The sequence below is a fragment of the Psychromonas sp. CNPT3 genome, assembly GCF_000153405.2.
Taxonomy (GTDB): Bacteria; Pseudomonadota; Gammaproteobacteria; order Enterobacterales; family Psychromonadaceae; genus Psychromonas.
In genome coordinates, this window is the sequence record NC_020802.1 from 932,247 (window position 1) to 954,019 (window position 21,773).

Annotated in this window: 20 protein-coding genes; 7 read left to right on the top strand and 13 right to left on the bottom strand. The window is 39.4% G+C overall.

Annotation, left to right across the window (positions count from 1 at the left end):
- Positions 1–102: 102 nt before the first annotated feature.
- The 11 genes from PCNPT3_RS04080 to PCNPT3_RS04130 form a co-directional block, all read right to left on the bottom strand.
- Positions 103–1,350 (bottom strand): YeeE/YedE family protein, encoded by a 1,248-nt coding sequence (locus PCNPT3_RS04080; protein WP_015464601.1) that lies wholly within the window; start codon positions 1,348–1,350, stop codon positions 103–105.
- A 338-nt stretch (positions 1,351–1,688) separates the two neighbouring features.
- Positions 1,689–3,389, bottom strand: a complete 1,701-nt coding sequence (locus tag PCNPT3_RS04085) for an FAD-dependent oxidoreductase (protein WP_015464602.1) — start codon at positions 3,387–3,389, stop codon at positions 1,689–1,691.
- A 9-nt stretch (positions 3,390–3,398) separates the two neighbouring features.
- On the bottom strand, positions 3,399–4,700 hold the full coding sequence (locus PCNPT3_RS04090) for an alanine:cation symporter family protein (protein WP_015464603.1): 1,302 nt from the start codon (positions 4,698–4,700) through the stop codon (positions 3,399–3,401).
- A gap of 602 nt (positions 4,701–5,302) precedes the next feature.
- Positions 5,303–5,608 carry a YciI family protein gene (locus PCNPT3_RS04095; RefSeq protein WP_015464604.1) on the bottom strand — a complete coding sequence of 102 codons (306 nt, stop codon included), beginning with the start codon at positions 5,606–5,608 and terminating at the stop codon, positions 5,303–5,305.
- A gap of 2 nt (positions 5,609–5,610) precedes the next feature.
- On the bottom strand, positions 5,611–6,183 hold the full coding sequence (locus PCNPT3_RS04100; protein WP_015464605.1) for a septation protein A: 573 nt from the start codon (positions 6,181–6,183) through the stop codon (positions 5,611–5,613).
- Between the two features lie 215 nt (positions 6,184–6,398).
- Positions 6,399–7,208, bottom strand: coding sequence for a tryptophan synthase subunit alpha (gene trpA / locus PCNPT3_RS04105; RefSeq protein ID WP_015464606.1), 810 nt, complete (start codon positions 7,206–7,208; stop codon positions 6,399–6,401).
- Complete coding sequence (gene trpB / locus PCNPT3_RS04110) at positions 7,205–8,395, bottom strand: tryptophan synthase subunit beta (protein ID WP_015464607.1); 1,191 nt, start codon at positions 8,393–8,395, stop codon at positions 7,205–7,207. The genes trpA and trpB overlap by 4 nt, the downstream gene beginning before the upstream one ends.
- A 41-nt stretch (positions 8,396–8,436) precedes the next feature.
- On the bottom strand, positions 8,437–9,855 hold the full coding sequence (trpCF, locus tag PCNPT3_RS04115; RefSeq protein ID WP_015464608.1) for a bifunctional indole-3-glycerol-phosphate synthase TrpC/phosphoribosylanthranilate isomerase TrpF: 1,419 nt from the start codon (positions 9,853–9,855) through the stop codon (positions 8,437–8,439).
- Positions 9,849–10,853: an anthranilate phosphoribosyltransferase gene (trpD, locus tag PCNPT3_RS14245; RefSeq protein WP_015464609.1), complete on the bottom strand. Its 1,005-nt coding sequence runs from the start codon at positions 10,851–10,853 to the stop codon at positions 9,849–9,851. Before trpD ends, trpCF begins: the two co-directional genes overlap by 7 nt.
- Complete coding sequence (locus PCNPT3_RS14250) at positions 10,854–11,462, bottom strand: aminodeoxychorismate/anthranilate synthase component II (protein ID WP_015464610.1); 609 nt, start codon at positions 11,460–11,462, stop codon at positions 10,854–10,856.
- A gap of 4 nt (positions 11,463–11,466) precedes the next feature.
- Positions 11,467–13,053, bottom strand: coding sequence for an anthranilate synthase component 1 (locus PCNPT3_RS04130; protein ID WP_015464611.1), 1,587 nt, complete (start codon positions 13,051–13,053; stop codon positions 11,467–11,469).
- A 344-nt stretch (positions 13,054–13,397) separates the two neighbouring features.
- Here PCNPT3_RS04130 and rnm point away from each other — a divergent pair, with 344 nt between their 5' ends.
- From rnm to PCNPT3_RS04160, 6 genes are all read left to right on the top strand, one after another.
- On the top strand, positions 13,398–14,258 hold the full coding sequence (rnm, locus tag PCNPT3_RS04135) for an RNase RNM (RefSeq protein WP_015464612.1): 861 nt from the start codon (positions 13,398–13,400) through the stop codon (positions 14,256–14,258).
- The gene (locus PCNPT3_RS04140; protein WP_015464613.1) at positions 14,255–14,875 is read left to right on the top strand and encodes an L-threonylcarbamoyladenylate synthase; all 621 of its coding nucleotides are present in this window, start codon (positions 14,255–14,257) and stop codon (positions 14,873–14,875) included. Before rnm ends, PCNPT3_RS04140 begins: the two co-directional genes overlap by 4 nt.
- 173 nt (positions 14,876–15,048) lie before the next feature.
- Positions 15,049–15,936: a 23S rRNA pseudouridine(2605) synthase RluB gene (gene rluB, locus PCNPT3_RS04145; RefSeq protein ID WP_015464614.1), complete on the top strand. Its 888-nt coding sequence runs from the start codon at positions 15,049–15,051 to the stop codon at positions 15,934–15,936.
- Between the two features lie 210 nt (positions 15,937–16,146).
- On the top strand, positions 16,147–16,977 hold the full coding sequence (gene galU, locus PCNPT3_RS04150; protein ID WP_015464615.1) for a UTP--glucose-1-phosphate uridylyltransferase GalU: 831 nt from the start codon (positions 16,147–16,149) through the stop codon (positions 16,975–16,977).
- A gap of 551 nt (positions 16,978–17,528) precedes the next feature.
- A complete protein-coding gene (locus PCNPT3_RS04155; RefSeq protein ID WP_015464616.1) occupies positions 17,529–17,906 on the top strand; it encodes a CidA/LrgA family protein in 378 nt (125 codons plus the stop codon).
- A gap of 1 nt (position 17,907) precedes the next feature.
- The gene (locus tag PCNPT3_RS04160; RefSeq protein WP_015464617.1) at positions 17,908–18,588 is read left to right on the top strand and encodes an LrgB family protein; all 681 of its coding nucleotides are present in this window, start codon (positions 17,908–17,910) and stop codon (positions 18,586–18,588) included.
- Positions 18,589–18,741: 153 nt separating this feature from the next.
- On the opposite strand, the gene purN is transcribed toward PCNPT3_RS04160, so the two are convergent.
- Together purN and purM are read right to left on the bottom strand one after the other, a co-directional pair.
- Positions 18,742–19,395 carry a phosphoribosylglycinamide formyltransferase gene (gene purN / locus PCNPT3_RS04165; protein WP_015464618.1) on the bottom strand — a complete coding sequence of 218 codons (654 nt, stop codon included), beginning with the start codon at positions 19,393–19,395 and terminating at the stop codon, positions 18,742–18,744.
- A gap of 3 nt (positions 19,396–19,398) precedes the next feature.
- Complete coding sequence (purM, locus tag PCNPT3_RS04170; protein ID WP_015464619.1) at positions 19,399–20,439, bottom strand: phosphoribosylformylglycinamidine cyclo-ligase; 1,041 nt, start codon at positions 20,437–20,439, stop codon at positions 19,399–19,401.
- Between the two features lie 280 nt (positions 20,440–20,719).
- On the opposite strand from purM, the gene PCNPT3_RS04175 reads away from it, so the two are divergent.
- On the top strand, positions 20,720–21,766 hold the full coding sequence (locus tag PCNPT3_RS04175; protein ID WP_015464620.1) for a DUF2066 domain-containing protein: 1,047 nt from the start codon (positions 20,720–20,722) through the stop codon (positions 21,764–21,766).
- Positions 21,767–21,773 lie beyond the last annotated feature (7 nt).

The window sequence follows — 21,773 nt, forward strand, 5'->3', positions numbered from 1 at the left end:
CTTATCTAAAAGATGCCCTTATTGTCAGAGATAGTCAAAAGATGACTAACGTCTTTAAATACTGGCACCCGTTTATGAGAAGTTACCGTTACTCTATATAAGTTATGTTTTCTGGGCGACTTTATTACCTAAAATACCGCCCGTAATTAAGAAGACTAAGAAGATCCAACCTGATAATGATAAATTAGCAATCGGAGTATAAAGGGCGCCTACATTACAGCCATTCGCAAAACGAGTTCCTAACCCCATCAACAAACCACCCATTGCAAATAACATGAGGTGTTTTGCTGAATAGCTAGATTTAAAGCTAAACCGCCCCATCAGTAATACACAAATAAGAGTCCCCATCACAATACCAACATTTTGCACGGTGATTTGATGTTCAAAAAAAGGCGTTGTAAACATGCCAATAGGACGATCAGCAAAATTGGCAACACTCTCCACAGAAACGCCTAATAACATCATCCCTTTACCAAACCAGATACCATAAGGTGTTGATGCTCCCCAGCCCATTTGTGTTGTTGCTAACATTAATGTAAACAAAACAATGATCATCACAGCGCCTGTTTGCATTGACCACGGCGCGACAAACAATTTTTCGTAAGTTTCACAACAGAGCAATTTAAAAGGTTTAATTTGCTCTGTTTTTTCAGTTTGAGCTAATTTTTCCTGCTCTACTTCAGAATCTATACCGTAGAATGTGCCAGAAGCACGGCGCTTACTTTCATATTTTTTCGACAGGTAAATAACAATAGAAGCAAATAAAATGGTCAGTAAAATAGCACCAAGGTAAGCATATAACCCACTGCCAAAAAGATCGGGCATAAAGACTCCTTTACTTACAAAGCTACTACTTGAAAACAGTGTATCTTTGATCATTGGTAAACTACTTTGTAAGGGAAAACCAAGGTAAACACCCATAGCAAAAAAGACCAGTGTGATCCCTGCGCGAGGTAAGTCAGTCACCAAATCAGTCATCACTCCAGAGGCACAACATGATGAAAAACTCATACCAAAGCCAAACATCAAACCACCAACCACTAAGCCTAAGTTGATAGGGTTGATCCACAAATCGTAATGACTTAACTCACCGTTTAATAAAAATCCCGCATTAATGATTGCCGTTATAACAAACATAAACATTAATACAATCATCAACTTTGTAGAGCCACCGTTATAAGCTCGATTAACACTACCCGCAAAACCAAGGAAACCACGTGTGAGTGCATAACCTAAGCCGAGGCCTAATAATAGGCGGAAAAACAGTGCATCTGTTTTTAATAACATGGCACCAAAAACAACAACGCTTAAGGCAACAAATGCACCTAATATATTCTGAGTTTTATTCATTTTTTATCCAATATCTATAATGATACTCATGTTATCTCAATCTACTTTGTCAGATATAAATAAGGAAATCAGAGTAAGGCACAGATGAGGTAATTGTTATTTTAATTTTAGATTGTTACAACGTAGGGCTAATTTTCAAGCTTGCGCCCCGTAGGAAAAGGCAATTTACACCAATCTGCGTTGTTATAAAATTTCTATATAAAATAGCGATAGTTCAATTTTATGCCTAGTATCTTGGAACAATTTTCCTTGCTGACTGTGTACCTTGAAGCATCATGAGTATGTATCTAAAAATGACCTCATTAGGAGATCATTTATCTATTTATGTCACGACATTTTTAGTCGAAGTTATAATCAGTTACAATGGGTGTACGCTTTAATGTTTTATCATTAAAGTACTCATAGAAACAAAGTCCCATGAAACCACCGGATACATTATAAACATCGGTAAAGCCCATATTTTGCAGTGCAAGTACCGCATTATAACTACGCTGACCACTACGGCAGTGCAGATAGAGTGGTTTATCTTTAGGAAGTTCATCAGTACGCTGACGAATTTCACTCAATGGTATATTAATTGCACCTTTAATATGACTTTGTGCAAATTCACTTTCTTCACGTACATCAACAATACATGCACCACTTTCAACAAGTGGCCGGATATTGCTACCGTGTACTTGTTTAAAGTCACTGTTCATTAAATTGGTTGCTACATAACCTGCAAAGTTAACAATGTCTTTTGCAGTACCAAATGGCGGTGCATAACAAAGCTCTAAATCTTTCAAGTCGTAAATCGTGCCACCGAACTTGATCACCGTTGCAATCACATCAATACGTTTGTCGATGTTACCTTTACCAATCGCTTGTGCGCCTAGAATGCGCCCAGTTGGCACTTCATAGACTAATTTAAAGTGTGCAACCGCACCAAATGGCATTAAACCAACTTTGTCATTAGGAATAATGTTAACCGTGTTGTAACAGAGATTAAGCCCTAATGCTTTGATCATCCCCTCGTTTAAACCCGTAGAAGCTGCGTTATAATCAAATACCTTGATCACGGATGAACCAATATAACCACGGTTATCTATTGCCATACCATTAATATGATCAGCAACAGCACGCGCTTGTTTTTGAGCAGGACCTGCTAGGGGTAATTGGAAGTAATCATTATATAAATAGCTATAAACCTCAATCACATCACCCACTGCATAAATATCTGCATCGTTCGTTTGGTAATTTTGATTGACTTTCATCGCCCCCGTTTTACCCAGATCAAGTCCTGCTTGTTTTGCTAAATCTGTTTCAGGTCTTACACCAATTGCCATTACAACAACATCGGTATCCACCTCTTTGCCTGAACTAAGGATTATTTTATTTTCTGAAAAGCGCTCAACCTTATCATTAACAATCAAGTTTACACCATGATCATGTAACTCTTTATGAAGGATCTGTACCATATCGTAATCAAACGGTTTCATAATCTGTGGCATCGCTTCAATCAACGTAACGTTGTATCCCGCCTCTTTTAAGTTTTCAGCCGTTTCAACACCAATAAAGCCACCACCAATCACACTGATATTTTTAGTATCACCTTTTTTGATAAATTTATTTAAACGATCAATATCCACCACATTGCGAATTGAAAAAGTATTTACTTTTTCAATGCCTGGAATAGGGGGCACAATAGGTTTAGCACCAGGGGAAAGAATCAATTTATCATAATGTTCATTGTATTCTTCTCCTGTTTCAACATTTTTCACTAAAATTGTTTTAGCCGCGCGATCAATGGAGACGACTTCACTAGCAACACGCGCATCAATATTGTATTGATCCGCAAACTGCTTCGGGCTCATTAATACGAGCTCTTCTGCTGTAGCAACAACACCACTTAGGTGATACGGTAAACAACAGTTTGAAAAAGAGACATGTGGGCCTTTTTCAAACATGATAATAGTGTCTTCTTCACTATGACGACGACAACGTGCTGCCGTTGAAGCACCTCCAGCAACACCACCAACAATTAATATTTTTTTGTTCATAATAGATCCTTAAGATTTAAGATTTGACGTTTTTTTATAAATAAAGAGTGCCATTGCCAGTAAATTTATAAAACCAACAATAAACATTAATAAATTGGATGCTTCAAAAATAAGTTCAAAATGGGTCACACTTAAGGCCCCAGAGAGAGAAATTAATAATATATAAGTAATAATGATCCCATTTTCAGAAAGTTTTAAACTGGTATTCACATAATGAAATGAGCCTAAAATAGTGGTAAATCCAGAAACAATAAAAAACAGTAATACGACCACTAACCCCGCATAACCTGTCACAGAAAACACCGTGAAGATATAACCACTGATGCGCTCAAAACCACTTGCAGACAGTGCGACTGATTCGATATGAGTTTGTCCATAAGCAAAGATATAACTGGTAATAATAACGGCAATAAAGATACTGATTAATGTCGAAATAGTTTGGATAAGTGCCTCTCGACGAGGTGAGTTTTCTCTGTCTGAGCTAGATAATGCACTCGTACCTAATGAGGTTTCACTAATTTGAATAATTCGTTGAAAAGCGATAATTAACCCGAGTGGCAAACCAATGGCAACCGTTGAAAGGCTCATTATTTGTGACGTTATCTGTTTAAAGTACTCACCAATAAAATAACTGGTTTGATAAACAAAAAGCAAAAAAAACAGCAGGTAGGCAATGATAATAAAGAAAATGAGTGACGAAAGGGTATTAATAAATAGCTGGTGGCTTTTGGTAATAATGACCATAGTAGCTAAAATAATAATGGGCAATACGATATAAAGTAGCGCATTACTCGGGCTAAATGAATAGTCTAGATAGGTTTCTGATACGTATCGCACCACCGTTTGCACACCTGTCAACTGAAATCCAACAAACCCAAAGGCATAGAGAGCAACTAAACCTACGGCATAAATAGTTGCTGATTTTTCATTTAGATGGGTAGCAATAAAATCCCGTGGTGATTGTTGGCAAATTTGAGTAAACAACACTTCTGAATAAGTGATAGGGACCAAAAACAAAATACCTACAAACACCCAAAAAACAACACCGACGCCCGTACTCACTCCGTCTATACTACTTTCCCACATAGCAGCAAGCACACCAATAATTGCTCCCGTACCCACTTTAGAGGCTAATGAAATAGATAAAGCCCCTTTTATTTTATTAAATTCCCACAGCGTAGCGTCAGGTCTGCTCAGGCTTGCATGGTTTTTTATCATTTTAATATTGATAAATAAGCCTAATAAAATAAGCAGTGGTAGAAAAAACTCCCACAAAATTTCACTTGATAAATTAATAGCTGTCGCGATCATTTATTTACTCTTTTTTCATTCAACATCAACGCGATAACAGATAAATTTAAAAAGTTATAACAACAATTGTCTTAGGTGTATACTAACCGGAAGTACCTACAGGTGGGTATTGTCTGTCAGTATGAGTCATAAACGATCATGAATGTTGATCTAGTACAATAAATGGTTTTTTAAACAAAAAAACGACTAGGGGCTGTTGACATTTGTTTGTATTTTGTTCAAAGAAGTGTTTTATGAGTGGAAGTGGAGGGCTATCTCGTATCATTTACTTCGCTAAAAACAACGAGATCACCATGCCCGATTAATGCTCTCTGATGAACGATGCTCGAAGTTAAAAGCCATTTTTCTTGAAGATATAGTGATAACAAGTCTGAACATCGACAAACGATGGAAGGTATTCTTTGGTGGGATAAGATAAGCCGGACATCCACCTCTTTAACCTTATGCTTTCATCAAAAAATAAATTTACAATATAATAATCAAGTGAACGCAGCGAAGTCAAAAATAGAAGGGGAATATCTTGTTTCCTGTATGAGTGATAACTATTAATTAAGCCTAAGTTTAGATGGCACCTTTTTATTATCTAAAAGATGCCATTAAGTTTAAGTTTTAGGAAAAACTTGTTTGAAGGGTTTAACGGTTACGCATGCGTAAACCCCAGCTTTTTGATAGGGATCCGCATCAGCCCAAGCTTGCGCTTCACTTAAAGAGTTAAATTCTGCTATCACCGTTGAGCCGCTAAAACCGGCATCACCTGGGTCGCTTTTATCAATGGCAGGGTTAGGGCCAGCTATTAATAATCGGCCTTGTTGCTGCAATGTTTCTAAGCGTGCAAGGTGAGCCTCACGCGTCGCAACGCGTAATGCTAAACTGTTTTTTACATCTTCGGAAAAAATAACATATAACATATTTACTCCTTTGGGGGACTGATATCAGAGGCTTCATCTTTTTTAGCTTGTGGCAGGTATTTATAAATATAAACACCACTTAATACGGTAAAAATCAAGGTTGCACCGAGTAGACCAAACACTTTGAAATTAACCCAAATCTCTTGAGATAAATTAAAAGCAACATAAAGGTTAAGGACACTAAGCACGATGAAAAATAGCATCCATGCGCTATTTAATGTGTTCCACACTTTATCTGGTAGGATCAACTCTTTACCTAACATTTGTTTTAATGCAGGTTTTTTAAATATAAATTGAGTGACAAAAAGGGCAATGGCAAATAAGCCATACACAGCAGTTACTTTCCATTTAATAAAAACATCATCGTGTAGTATTAAGGTGAGTGAGCCGAAAACTAAGATCATGGCGAGAGTGATGATCTGCATTTTATCTGTTTTTTTGCCATTTTGAAAATAACTCAAAATAAAACTCAGTGTCATCGTGATCATTAATGCGGCGGTTGCCGTATATATATCACTCATCTTATAAACAATAAAAAAGACTATCAGGGGAATAAATTCGCGTAATTGTTTCATTTTTCTCTCTTTGGTTTAATCAAATGGCAGTGTAGTGTCGATGCTGATTTTATAGTTGACTGATTAACTCAACAACTGTCTCTCTTTATACGGGGGTTAGTAGATGATGTAAATGTTTCCTCTCGTTTATTAAATACACAATATAAAAAATTAGCGTATTTTGTTCAAAAGCATGTGCGCTGCCGCGTCACATGCTTCTTTAAGCCCTTAATGTTTTAATTAAAGGTAGCAGCTTTCATCTCTTTAATAAAGGTATGCATCTCACTGAGTAATTTATTTTGATGTTGTAGATTATTGGCGATGATCTTGACGACAGCAGATCCAGAGATCGCGCCAGCGGCCCCTGATGTGATTGCTTCTTTTACTTGTTGAGGCGTCGATATCCCAAAGCCAAGCAGCGGCGGAGGCGCGTTATATTGATGCAATGTATTTAGCATGTTTTCAACGGGCATACCCGCTTTTGCATCGCTTCCCGTGACGCCCGCACGGCTTAGTAAATAGGTATAGCCTTGGCTGTGCTCTGCCACATTTTTAAGCGTCTCTGTATCGCCGTTTGGTGGCGCAATAAAAATTTGCTGCAAGCCATATTTTTTTGCGGCGCGACGGTAAGGAGCACTTTCATGTAACGGTACATCGGCAATTAAGATGGAATCTACGCCCGCATTTTTAGCGCGCTCATAAAAGTTTTCGATACCATTACGATAAACTAAATTGACATATAGGAGTAAACCAATCGGAATGTCGGGATGTAATGCGCGTATTTCTTTAATGATAGCAAAGCAGGTATCTGGCGTTGCGCCTGCGCTTAAAGCGCGAATAGATGCATTTTGGATAACGACGCCATCGGCGACAGGATCTGAAAAGGGGATCCCTAGCTCAAGCGCATCAGCACCCGCTGTAATTAAGGTGTTAATTATTTCTAAAGAGCGCGCTTGATCAGGATCTCCAATGGTAACAAAAGGCACAAAAGCCCCTTGTTTTTTAGCCTTGAGGTTATTAAAGAGTGTTGCATAACGGTTATTCATGACAGAATTCCTTTTTCTTCAAAAATTTTAGCGACGTTAAAAATATCTTTATCACCACGGCCGGATAAATTAACAATGATCACCTGATCTTTATCCTCATTTTCAATGATTTTTAAAGCATGTGCCAAAGCATGTGCGGATTCAAGTGCGCAAATAATGCCCTCTTGTTTCGCGAGTGCGTGAAAGGCGTCTAATGCTTCGGCGTCGGTAGCATTAACATAGCTTGCTCTGCCGGTTTCGGCTAAATGCGCATGCTGAGGCCCTACTGATGGGAAATCGAGTCCGGCAGAAATAGAATAAGACTCTTCAACTTGGCCATGCTCATCTTGCATCATTAAAGAGTGCATTCCAAAAAAGATACCTTTTGAGCCATGCTTAATAGGGCAGCCATGCTTGCCCGTTTTTACGCCTAAGCCACCAGGCTCAACGCCGATAAGCTCGACGCTTTCATCTTCAATGAAATCATTAAAAATACCAATAGCATTAGAGCCACCACCCACACAGGCAATGACTTTATGTGGCAGAATACCTTCTTTTTTCAGGCACTGCTGCTTAGCCTCTTCACCAATTATTTTTTGAAACTCACGCACGATAGTTGGAAAAGGATGCGGCCCAGCGGCGGTGCCCAATAGATAATGCGTGTCGTCAAAACTGCCTGCCCAATCACGTAATGCTTCATTACAGGCATCTTTTAAGGTGCCAGCGCCGGAGCTTACCGATATTACTTCTGCGCCCATTAAACGCATCCGAAAAACATTGGGTTTTTGGCGTTCGATATCGACGGCGCCCATATAAACTTTACATTCAAGGTTTAATAAAGCGCAAGCTAAGGCCGTTGCAACGCCATGCTGGCCCGCACCGGTTTCGGCAATTATTTTATGTTTTCCCATGCGCTTAGCCAGTAAGGCTTGGCCTAACACCTGATTCGTTTTATGCGCGCCACCGTGCAATAAGTCCTCACGTTTTAAATATAATTTGGTTTTTTTACCCTTGGTTAAATTACGACATAAAGTCAGCGGGGTAGGTCTGCCTGCGTATTCGGTTAATAGTTCAGATAATTCGGCAATAAAGTCAGGATCTTGTTGGGCGCTAATAAATTCATTTTCTAATTGTTTAAGTGCTGGGACTAAAATTTGTGGTACATACATACCGCCAAATTGTCCAAAATAGGGATTTAATTTTTGCATTTGTATTACCTTAAATAAAAGAGTGAGTTATGAGAGTCGAATTAGCGCCGGTATTGCTTTAATTGTGTAAAGGCTTGCATCATTAATGGTCTGTTTTTTTCACCGGGGCGTGTTTCAACACCAGAGTTAAAATCAAGTCCAGAAAACCCCATAGAAGCCGCCTCTTTAGCGTTGTCAGGTGTTAATCCACCGGCTAAAATACATTGATTTTTTTTGATTGGCAGGGCGTTTAATAGATCCCAGTTAAAGGTTTTACCACACCCCCCTTGCTGCGTTCCAATACGCGTATCTAACAGGTGTTTATCAACATCATAAGCACTAAAGTCAGGCAGAGAGTTACTGATCCCATGTGCTTTCCAAATGTTACATTGCGCGGGTAACTGCGATCTAAGCGCGTTTATGTAAGTTGCATCTTCATCGCCGTGCAGTTGCACAACGCGTAAGTTTAATTGCTTAACAATATCAATGATGATCGTTATTTCTGCATTTTGAAAGACGCCAACGTAGTGTAGTGGCGCGCCATTCATGACTAAACGGGCCTCATTGAGAGTGACATAACGAGGCGACTTTTTAACAAAAATTAATCCACCATAAATAGCGCCTGCTTGATAGGCGTCTGCTGCATGGCGAGCATGCTTGAGTCCACACACTTTGTTTTCGCCTAAAATTAGTTTACGACAGGCAAAATCAATATTATCTTGCGCCATTAACGTACTGCCGATTAAAAATCCATGAGCGTATTGGCTAAGTTTCACAATTTGGCTGTGATCTTGTATACCCGATTCGCTGATAATGATCCTATCCTCGGGAATATTCAGGGCGAGTGTTTGAGTGCGTTGTAAATCAATGCTCATGTCACGCAGATCTCGATTATTAATGCCAATGACTTTTGCATTAAGGGCGACGGCGCGCTGGCGCTCACTCTCATTACTTATTTCGGTGAGTACGCCCATGTTAAAGCGCTGCGCGAGATCGCTAAGCGTTTGATACGTTTCGTCATCGAGCACCGATAGCATTAATAATACGGCGTCGGCGTGGTAATGGCGCGCCAAGTAAATTTGGTAACTGTCGACAATAAAGTCTTTGCATAAAACGGGTTGCTTTAAAACGTCACGTACTTTTTTTATATATTCAAGGTTGCCTTGAAAATACTTTTCATCACATAAAACAGAAATGGCACTGGCGTAAGGCGCGTATTGACGCGCGATATGTTGCACATCAAAATCAGCGCGTAATAAGCCTTTTGAAGGCGATGCTTTTTTGCACTCGAGGATAAAAACGCTGTCAGTTTGGGTTAATGCCTGATAAAAATCGCGATCACTATTGACGAGTGTCTCTTTAAAGCTTTGTAGTGGCTCCGCTATTTTACGCGCTTTAACCCAAAGGATTTTATCTTTAACAATGTCACCTAAAATCGTATCTTGTAAACAGCTGTTTTGTAAAGGATTGTCAGTTAGCATTGGCTCATCTCCGCAAGTTGTTTTATGAGTTGCAGTGGTTTGCCACTTTGCATACTTTTAAGCGCCATTTGAGTGCCACTTTTAAAGTCATTAGCAAGGCCATTAATGACCAATAATGCAGAGGTGTTAACCGCAACGGCAGCTTGTTGTGCGGGGGTGCCTTGGCCTTCTAAAATACGTTCAATGATCTCTTTGTTTTGTGTTGGCGTGCCACCTAATATTGCCTCAAGGGGATAATTTTTCACCCCAAAATCGTCGGCTGAGAGTGTATATTCAATAATTTCACCGCGCACCAGTTCGGCAACTTGCGTTTCGCCATGTAATGCGATTTCATCAAGGCCACTGCCAAATACCACCATCACACGTTGCATGCCCAGTTGCTGTTGCACCTTTGCCATCGGTAGCAGTAAATTTGGCGCGTAAACACCCAGTAATGCCGTACTCGGACGGGCGGGGTTAATAAGGGGGCCTAATAAATTAAAAATAGATCGTGTTGCCAGTGCTTTGCGTACGGGGGCCGCAAAGCGCATGCCCGCATGATATGCTGGCGCAAAGAGAAAACAGATGTTGAGGGCATCTAAACATTGGCGCGCACGTTGCGCTGACATATCAACATTCACCCCAAAGGCGCTTAATAGGTCGGACGATCCCGATTTACTCGAAACGCTACGGCTACCGTGTTTGCAAACCTTTAAACCGCAAGCTGCTGCTACAAAGGCGCTGGCAGTGGAAATGTTAATGGTGCCAAGGCCATCACCTCCGGTGCCGACAATATCAGTACAAGGCTCAGTTGGCCGTGGAAACGCTTTGGCATTCGCTATCAATGCACTCGCCGCGCCACTTAACTCAGCAATGCTTTCACCCTTTATTTTTAATGCGGTGAGTGCTGAAGCTAATACGATGGGATCAATTTCACCTTTAACGACTTGGCTGAAGAAATCATGACTTTGCGCTTGAGTCAGGGAATTGCCTGCATATAACTGCTCTAATATCTGCATTTAATGCGCTCCTTCTTGGAGTAAAAAATGTAAGCTATTTTGTAATAGCTGTGCACCTTCACAGGTTAAAATAGATTCTGGATGAAACTGGAAACCTAGCACGCGATCTTTGGCGTGATAAACGCCCATGCACATCCCGTTAAAATCAGCAATCACTTCAAGTTCATCAGGAATGTCAGTACCCACTAACGAGTGATAACGTGCCACGCAAAGTGGCAGAGGAAGGTTTGCAAACATACGATTGTTACAATGCTGTATCAATGAGGATTTACCGTGCACAATTTCAGCGCTTTTAATTATGCGTCCACCGTATTGCTCAATTAAAGCTTGGTGGCCCAAACAAATACCAAGCATGGGAATATTGCCGCGACATAATTTAATCAACTCTATTAAGCAACCAGCATCACTTGGCGCGCCGGGCCCAGGTGATAAAACAAGTAAAACATTATCAGGGCAGTCATCCATGTGTTTTTTTATTTTCTGGGCACTTTGGTTATTACGGAAAATTTTCACCGGGTGACCGAGCGCTTTAAACTGATCCACTAAATTGTAAGTAAAAGAGTCAAAGTTATCGAGAAAATATAAGGTGCTTTTAGGGGATGTTTGCATCAAATTATACCTCTACATCATTAAGGGTGACACCATGAGCTTGTGCAATAGCGCTTAATACGGCTGCCGCTTTATGGCGGGTTTCATCCGCTTCAAGCGTAGGGTCGGAGTCAAAGACAACGCCAGCACCGGCTTGCGCTTGTGCAATATCATCCTTAACAAACGCCGAGCGAATAACAATGCAGGTATCCATATCCCCTTGACCATTAATATAGCCTACTGCGCCTCCATAACTGCCTCTGCGTTTTTTCTCAACGCTACGCACCAGATCCGATGCGCGAATTTTAGGGGCGCCAACTAAAGTGCCCATGTTCATGCTCGCTTGATACGCATGTAAGGCATCTAAATCGGTGCGCAATTTACCCACAACACGAGAGACTAAGTGCATCACATGGCTGTAACGATCGACTTTTAACAGCTCTGCGACATGGCGCGTTCCCGGTATGCTGATGCGGGCAACATCATTGCGCGCTAAATCTACCAGCATTAAATGCTCGGCCGTTTCTTTTTTATCTAAGCGTAAATCTAATTCTAAACGGCTATCTAAATCTTTATTGATGGAACCATCGGGGTTAAAGCCTCGCCTGCGTGTCCCTGCAATAGGATATATTTCGACATCATTACTGTCTTTTGTATATTTTAATGCGCTTTCAGGAGATGCGCCAAAGAGGGTGAACTCACTGTCTTTTAGATAAAACATATAGGGGCTAGGATTAGTTTCTTTTAGTTTTGCATAAGCGCCCATGGGATTGGGGCAATGCAGATAAAAACTGCGTGAAGGCACGACTTGGAAAATATCACCATTTATAATGTGTTGTTTAAGATCTGTGACAATTTTTTTGTATTTTTGGTCGCTGACATCGGTACTTATTTTCCCTTGTAATGGGATAACCGGCATTTCTTGCGCTTTAAAGTCAGCGCAAATAGTTTGCAATTCACAGAGGCGAGCCTGAATGCGCCGTTCATTTTCATCACTGTATAGCCCACCAAAAACGGAGCCTAAAATTTCACATGTTTTATTTTGATGATCTTGAATAAGGAGTGTTTCAGCCACATAAAAAACAAAATCGGGGCAAATGTTGGTACTTTCTGTGACGTCGATTAACTGCTCAAAAGTGCCAATAAAATCATAAGCAAAAATACCACCCAAAAAAAGTGCTTGAGGGTGTTGGCTACGCACTCTTATTTTTTCGAGTATACAGCGTAGGGCGTCCATAGGAGATGCACTTTTTAAACGTTGTTCTTCATCGATATCCGCATCTGCTTTTGGAAATATAACGCAAAGTTTTCGGGCGCTTTGGCTAATAATGTATTGGATTGAAAACTGAGGGGTGATAAAAACCAGCAAATCTTTGCCATTATCAGTTAAGGCTTCAAAAGTGACTTGTAACCCCTGGCAGGTTATTTTCAAACAGGCATCGAGTAACATAATACTTTTTAAATGTGCTTTGGTGGAGATTTCTGCAGAATCAAACAACAAATTATTATGTGTGTTTTTCGTTAACACTTGAAAAAGGGGTAATGATTTTGGTACGTAGCGGCTTTCAACATGAAAGCTTTTTAAAACACCAATGGGGTGTAATGTATTCATTTTTATATCCTTTAAATCTTAGCGTATTAATAAATTTCGACTTTTATTGCTGAATATTTATTATCGCCAATATCGAAAAAGGATCTTATTACTGATGTTCATATTTATTCCCATTATTTTTTTAAACGCCAAATACAAAAAAAGCCCGCAATTTGCGAGCTTTTAAATTTGGTTTTGGAAAATTTTATACACAAAAACCTCATTGCTCGCGAAGGGAGAATAAGTGCCACCAATAAAGAGTAAGAGTAATTGTATTAAAAATCATATATCATGCATTCCATAAAAATTATGCTTCTATCCTTTGCGATAAGCGCATTAATGTCAAGGTTATTTTTAGGAAATATATGTTAATTGATTTACATTCGCATAGCACTGCATCAGATGGTCAATTAACGCCACAAGAATTAGTGATCAGAGCTGCTAATCGACAAGTTGATATATTAGCGCTGACCGATCACGATACTATCGATGGTTTAGCGCCCGCACATAAAGCCATTGCTGATTTAGGCTTGAAAATAAAACTTATCAATGGCATAGAAATTACCACCAATTGGTTAAATCATGAAATTCATGTGGTCGGTGTTAATATCGATGTACAACATCAAGCATTATCAGAACTTATTTTATTACAAAAAGAAAAGCGCGAGATCCGCGCTTTAGAAATGGGCAGACGTCTTGCTAAAGCGAATATTGAAGGTGTTTATGAAGGCGCTAAAGCGTTAGCGGGAGAGGGCGCCATTACGCGCGCTCATTTTGCTCGCTATTTAGTAGAGCAAGGCGTAGCGCCTACTTTTGTCAAAGTATTTGATAAGTATTTGAGCCGTGGCAATATTGGTTATGTCCCACATAATTGGGTCGATATGCACCTTGCAATTGAGGCAATACATAATGCGGGTGGACAAGCTATTTTAGCGCATCCGGATCAATATAAATTATCCAATAAATGGATGCGCCGATTATTTACTGAATTTAAACTTGCTGGTGGCGATGCAATGGAAGTCGCACGCGGGCAACAATCACCACAAATGCGTTTACAATTGGCGATGTGGAGTAAAGAATATGGATTACTGGCATCTCAAGGTAGTGATTTTCATTTTGTAGGTCGTTGGAGAGATCTGGGTAAAGGTTTACACTTACCCGAGATCGCAATACCAGTATGGCAAGATTGGGCGGTAGTTGATGCCCTTAAAGAGAAGAAATCATGAGTCAATTTTTATATGTACACCCTGAAAACCCACAAGTTCGTTTTTTGAAAAAAGCGGTCGAAACATTAAAAAATAATGGCGTGATCATTTACCCGACCGATTCGGGTTATGCACTGGGTTGTTTAATGGATAATAAACAAGGTCTTGAACGTATTCGCCACTTACGCGACCTTGATAAAAAACATAATTTCACTTTATTGTGTCGGGACCTGTCTGAAATATCGACATTTGCACGGATTGATAATCAAGCCTATCGTATGTTAAAAAAGAACACCCCCGGCGCATATACCTTTATTTTTAAATCAACGAAAGAGTTACCAAAACGTTTAATGAATCCCAGTAAACGTACCATTGGTATTCGCATTCCGGATAATATTATTGCACTTGCATTATTAGAATTGTTGGGCGAGCCTTTAATGACGACCAGTTTAATTTTACCGGGCAATGATAGTACAGAGTATGATCCCGAAGAAATACGCGACCAATTAGAAAATCAGGTCGATTTAATTTTAAATGGCGGTTATTTAGGCGAGTCGCCAACGACGGTCATTGATTTTTCAGAAGACAGTATTGCTATTATGCGCGAAGGTGCTGGGGATATTAGTCCGTTTCAATAGAATTTAAGTACATTATTTATAAAAGTGCTAGATGTTTTGCCATGCATAACAAATGACACAAAAAGTGAGATGTTAACGGAAATAGCGACAAGCTGTATTCCATGCAAAGTAGGGATACAAGCGATAATGCAAGTATCAGTTGGCATAATGAGAATTACCCAAGGGAGAGAATGATGAGTGAAAAGTTACAAAAAGTATTAGCACGATCTGGTCTAGGTTCACGTCGCAAGATGGAAACAGTGATCCAAGAAGGACGCGTTAGTGTAGATGGACAGGTTGTTGGCCTTGGTACGCGTGTTACTGTAGAGCAAATATTGCGTGTTGACGGTCATACGGTTAAATATATTACGGAAGAGAATACAATTTGTCGTATTCTGGCGTACAACAAGCCGGAAGGTGAAGTGTGTACTCGCAGTGATGAAGCGGGCAGAAAAACAGTATTTGAACGTCTACCACGTTTAAATGGTGCGCGCTGGATCTCGATTGGTCGTTTAGATATTAATACATCAGGATTATTGTTATTTACCACTGACGGTGAATTTGCGAATCGAATGATGCACCCAAGCCGTGAAGTTGAGCGTGAATATGCCGTGCGTATCTTTGGAAACGTCGATGATGCGATGCTTAACCGTTTACGTATGGGCGTAAAACTTGAAGATGGTGAGGCTAAATTCCTTTCTATTAAAGAGTCTGGTAAAGAAGCGGGTGGAGAGGGTATTAACCGCTGGTATCATGTGGTATTAACGGAAGGCCGTACACGTGAAGTGCGTCGTTTATGGGAAAGCCAAGGCGTACAGGTAAGTCGTTTAATGCGTGTTCGTTATGGGCACCTGCATTTAGACAAGCAACTTCCACAAGGTGGCTGGATAGAGCTGAACCTAAAAGAAGTCAATTACTTTAGAAAATTAGTCGATTTGTCGAAAGAAACGGAAACTAAAGTACGTGTTGATGACAATAAAACTAAAAATACGCAAGCACGTATCAGACGCGCAGTGAAAAAACACACTCAGCACCGTAAAGCAGGAGTGCGTCGTCGCAGTACGGCAAGAACGCGTCACTAAAATAAAAGTGTCATTTTATTTTAGTTTTTATAAAAAGCAAAGTCAGTGAACTTTGCTTTTTTTTTATTTTTTTTTGGGGCTGGGAATGCTCGAGAGAAGATTTTGTTTGATAAAAAACATATAACGGCATAAAAAATATCATTTTTATTTCTTGTCTGCATAATAAGTGTTAAGTTTATAGGCCCATTTAATTTATCTTAGTAGAGACGTATGATCAAAAAGTGTTTATTTCCTGCCGCTGGATACGGTACCCGTTTTTTACCTGCCACAAAATCTATGCCCAAAGAAATGATGCCGATTGTTAATAAGCCTTTAATTGAATTTGGCGTTGATGAAGCGCTCGAAGCTGGGATGACAGGCATGTGTATTGTCACTGGTCGTGGTAAGCATTCATTAAGTGATCATTTTGATATTAATTATGAACTTGAACATCAAATTAGTGGCACCCCTAAAGAAGATAAATTACAAGATATCCGCGCGATCATGGAGCAAGCAAGTTTTACTTATATTCGCCAGCGTCAAATGAAAGGTCTCGGCCATGCTATTTTAACCGGACAACAATTGATCGGTGATGAGGCTTTTGCCGTTGTCTTAGCGGATGATCTGTGCGTAAAAGATGGTGCGGAGCAGGGCGTTTTATCGCAAATGGTCGCTTTATATGAGAAACATAAGTGCTCTATTGTGGCGGTAGAAGAAGTGCCTGAAAATGAAACGCATAAATATGGTGTTATCAAAGGGAGTTTAATTGAAGACAACCTTTACCGTGTTGATGATATGGTTGAAAAACCAGAGCCGGGAACGGCGCCAAGTAATATGGCTATCATTGGTCGTTATATTTTAACGCCGGATATATTTGAAATATTAAAAAATACAGCGCCCGGCAAGGGTGGTGAGATTCAAATCACCGATGCACTTTTAGAGCAAGCCCAAAAGGGACGTGTATTAGCTTATAAATTTAAAGGGAAACGTTTTGATTGTGGCAGTGTACCCGGATTTATTGAGGCAACAAATTACGTTTATGAAAATCTTTATCGCGAATAAAAAGATTTAAGATAGATGATAACGCGTTAAATATTCACCGACATTAGTGAATATTAACGCTGTTATTATTATAAATAAAGGAGTGAGGCGTTTAACAATACACTCAGCGTTTTTATCTCTCACATCATTTCTTTTTCTCACTTTTTTTCTTATCTCTTAAATCATGATATATCATTGCCCGCGTAGTGCTCTCTCTCGTACAAAATAACGTTATATTCTGTAATAGTTTATGATTTTTTCAATTAATTTTTATATAATCAAAAAACAGTTGTCACCCTATTTCCATTGAAATTGTGATCTTTGGCTGGGTTTTAGTTAAAAGTTTGTGACTTTAAAGAGTGGTGACCCAATTTTATACAGAGTTAATAATACCAAAGGAACTAAAAAGGTGCTCCGTCTTGCTTGTTGAAATTATCCCACCCTGCGTTGTGAGTTTTGAAGTGAGAACAACTATCTCCTACAACTCATGCCTTGCTAGTGTTAATTTTTCCTGCGCAACACATGAAAACTTAATTAATTCCTTGGGTATAAATGAGGATTAAAACGTAAAAATGAAAACGTTATTACTAAAAAACATATTTGAGTTTATGCGCGGACTTGCTTTAATATTTTTATTTACAGCGATAGGAAAAGCTATTGCTGCGCAATTGCCGATGCCATTTCCGGGTAGTATCATCGCCTTGATCTTACTGTTTTTAGCTTTAAGCTCGGGAATAGTAAAACTGCAATGGATAGTGATGAGTGCTAATGTATTTTTGAAATATATGGTTATTTTATTTGTGCCCTTAGCCGTTGGACTCATTAATTATTTTGATGTGATCTTAGAGAATTGGGTGGTGATTGTTTTTTCAATCGTATTTACTACGTCATTTATTCTTATTAGTGTGGGTCATTTATTTCAGTTTTTAGATGCTAAGCGAGGTCGTTAAAATGTGGCTTTATTTTGCGTTACCCGTAACGATTGGCGTTTTTTTCATCAGTAAATATATTTATGCATTAAAGCCTATTGCGTTGTTACACCCTTTTTTATTGACGGTCATATTTTTTATATTAATACACGTTTTAGGTGATTTATCCTACGGCCAGTATTCTCAAGGCACCAGTATATTAACGCAGTTACTTGAGCCTGCCGTTGTTGCACTTGCAGTGCCTCTTTTTTCGGCGAGGCATTTGATCAAAGAAAAATTTAAAATAATTATGCTGAGTTGTTTATTAGCCGTTTTAATTGGCTTTATTTTCGCTTTCTACCTTCTGCCTTTATTAGGTGCCAATGCGCAGCTGGCGGCAACGCTTGCACCGCAATCGATAACGACGCCTATCGCAGTACAAGTCAGTGCAAGTTTAAAGGGGATTGTGTCATTAACGGCTGCTATCGTTGTCTTTGTGGGATTATTTGGTGCGACGTTTGGTTTGCCTTTACTGCAATTGGCGGGCGTAAAAAACAAGCAGGCAAAGGGGATTGCTATTGGCTGTGCATCACATGTACTGGGCACTGCTAAGGCGTTAGAAGGCGATCAAGAAATTGGTGCATTCTCATCACTTGCTTTGATCGTATGCGCCATATTAACGGCGATATTTATGCCTATTTTATATCACTTATGCATCGTATAGCCCGTAATAATCATTAAGCTTAGAGTGACAGATAAATAACGATTATTGCCTTATCTTATATAGGTATATAGGTATATAGGTATATAGGTATATAGCGGAATTTAGCGCATAAAAAAACCGACAATAATGTCGGTTTTTTTAGATCTCTCTTTTTTAATCGGGCGCGTAACCTGTCGGTGAAAGTGCTCTACCATCGAGCTCTACTTTACCTTTATTAATATTTAAACGTCCGCATAAAAACCATTGTGCACTCAGAGGATAAATTAAATGCTCTTGTGTTCGCACACGAGCGCTTAATTCATCTACATTATCGTCATCAAAAACAGGTACTTTCGCTTGCAATACAATCGGGCCATTATCCAGATCTTGGGTAACAAAATGAACCGTTGCACCGTGCTCTTTATCTGCATTATCAAGGGCGCGTTGATGGGTATTAATACCTTGATATTTAGGCAGTAAAGAAGGATGAATATTTAGCATTTTATGCCCATATTGGTGCACAAAAGGTGCACCAAGAATACGCATAAACCCAGCCAATAAAATCAGATCAGCTTGCTGTTTTTCAATTTCAATACTCAATAGCGCATCATAGTCAGCTTGTGTTATTTGCGCATTACTGCGGATAACCAACTGCTTAATATTTGCGTCTTTTGCGCGTTGTAGTCCATAAGCGTCAGCATTATTACTGATGACTAATACGATTTCCGATGCATCTTTAGCGTCTTTAGGATGATGTAATTTATCAATGAGAGCTTGAAGATTACTGCCATCACCAGAAATAAGCACAATAATTTTTTTGGTCTGCATGGGTTAGTTTATCTCAACTTGTGAATTTTCATCTGTTACATCCGCAATGTAACCTAATAACCACGCTTTTTCGCCTTGCTCATTTAATATTTTAATGGCTTTTTCTTTTTCACTGTCAGGTACGACAATAACGAGTCCAACACCACAGTTAAATGTGCGATACATTTCGTTTTCAGTGACGTTGCCACTTTTTTGTAGCCAAGTGAATATTTCAGGCCATTGCCAACTTGCACCATCAATCACGGCTTTACTGCCTTTAGGTAGTGCGCGTGGAATATTTTCCCAAAAACCACCACCGGTGATATGTGAAATAGCATGTACAGGGCAATTTTTAATTAACTCAAGTGTCGATTTAACATAAATTTTAGTGGGTGTTAATAAGGTATCACCTAATGTTGAACCTGCAAAAGGTGCATTGGTATCTGCCTTAGAGACTTCTAAAATTTTGCGAATAAGGGAATAACCGTTCGAGTGTGGGCCACTTGATGCTAATGCGATAAGCGCATCACCACTGGCAACTTTAGTGCCATCAATGACTTCAGATTTTTCAACAATACCGACACAAAAACCTGCAATGTCGTAATCATCATTCGCGTACATACCGGGCATTTCTGCTGTTTCACCGCCAATTAAAGAACAATTAGCGAGTAAACAACCCTCACCAATGCCAGTGACGACAGCAGCTGCCACGTCTACGTCTAACTTTCCCGTTGCATAATAATCAAGGAAGAAAAGAGGCTCTGCACCTTGTACTATTAAATCATTGACGCACATGGCGACTAAATCGATACCGACGGTATCATGTTTTTTAAGATCGATAGCCAAGCGTAATTTAGTGCCTACACCATCCGTACCGGCTACCAGAAGAGGTTCTTTATAGCCTGCTGGAATTTGGCATAATGCGCCAAACCCTCCGAGACCTCCCATTACTTCTGGGCGTTTAGTTCGTTTTGCTACACCTTTAATTCGTTCAACTAATGCTGTACCGGCGTCAATATCAACACCCGCGTCTTTATAGCTTAAAGAGGTTTTTTCGTTGCTCACTTGCAATCCTCGCAAAATTAAGTGAAAAGCGCTTATCGCTTTTATTTGAGTTGTAAAACTAAGCGCATTTTAACAGCAATCCCGTTAGGATCTAATGATTTATGAGCAGATCCCTTGATTTGTGACAAATATTTTAATGGAATCTGTTTTTGATTGTTTTTTATACTAAAAAATAAGATAGTGAGGGATATCAGCAATTATATTCTTTAATGTTCATTATCATCTTGCAATAGATAAATATCTGCTTATGATCGAGATCCATTATTTTATAGGGGGCAGCATGAAGTTATTCTCAGTTAAACAATTGTTTTTGATCTTGATAGTGATTTTTTGTGGTTCGGCTACTGGGTCGCAACTTTCAAATCCTTATCAAGGCAAAATAGTTGTACGACAAGGACAAGAGGAATCTACATTAAAAATACTTGCCTTACAGCAAGTGTTTGTGAAAGTGTCAGGTAATAAAGAGGTCAACCATTTACCCGGTAGTAAGCTTTCATTAAAAGACATCAACGCGATGCTTGCGCAGTTCTCCTATTATAAAGGTAAAAAACACACTTATTTTATTGCAAACTTTGATGAGCAAAAAATTAATAGAGTACTGAGTTCCTTGCAACAACCTATTTGGGGTAAAACGCGTCCGACTACCTTGATATGGCTTATAAAAACGGATCAATCAGGGCGCCTGTTAGTGTCCGACAGTTATTTGCAACGACGTGCTGATAGCACGCTGTCAGAAACAATACAGCAAGAGCAACTGGCGCGAGGCATCCCTCTGCAATTTCCTTTAATGGACTTGGAGGATAACCTCGCTATCTCACTGAGCGATGTTTCTGGACGTTTTTATAATATACTTGCTCGTGCATCGACGCGTTATCAAGTGGCAAATATCGTCAGTGCAGACTTGCGTCAAATTAATGCAACTCAATGGCAATTATCTTGGCAACTTTTTAGTACCTCAAAAAATAAAGTATTACTATCGAGTGTGAAAAAGGGCGAAAAAGCAGAGGTTATCCAACAAATGTTGGACGCTATTAGTGACTATTATGCGCGTCAATATGCTATTTTAGAAAATACGGATGAAAAATTTTATCAGCGCATTTATATTAAAGGTATTAATTCGTTAACGAGGTTAACAAAAATGCACCAACTACTCTCTGATATGCCATCTATTTCGTCTTATCAGATATTAAGTGTTAAGCATAATTTAGTGAGTCTTAAAGTTAAAATTAAAGGTGGGCTACAGAGTTTTGCAAATGCCTTTGCGATACAGCCACATTTACGCCCAATGCCAGCAGAAAGTAAACCTTTTTACTTTGATTGGCACTAAGGAGAGC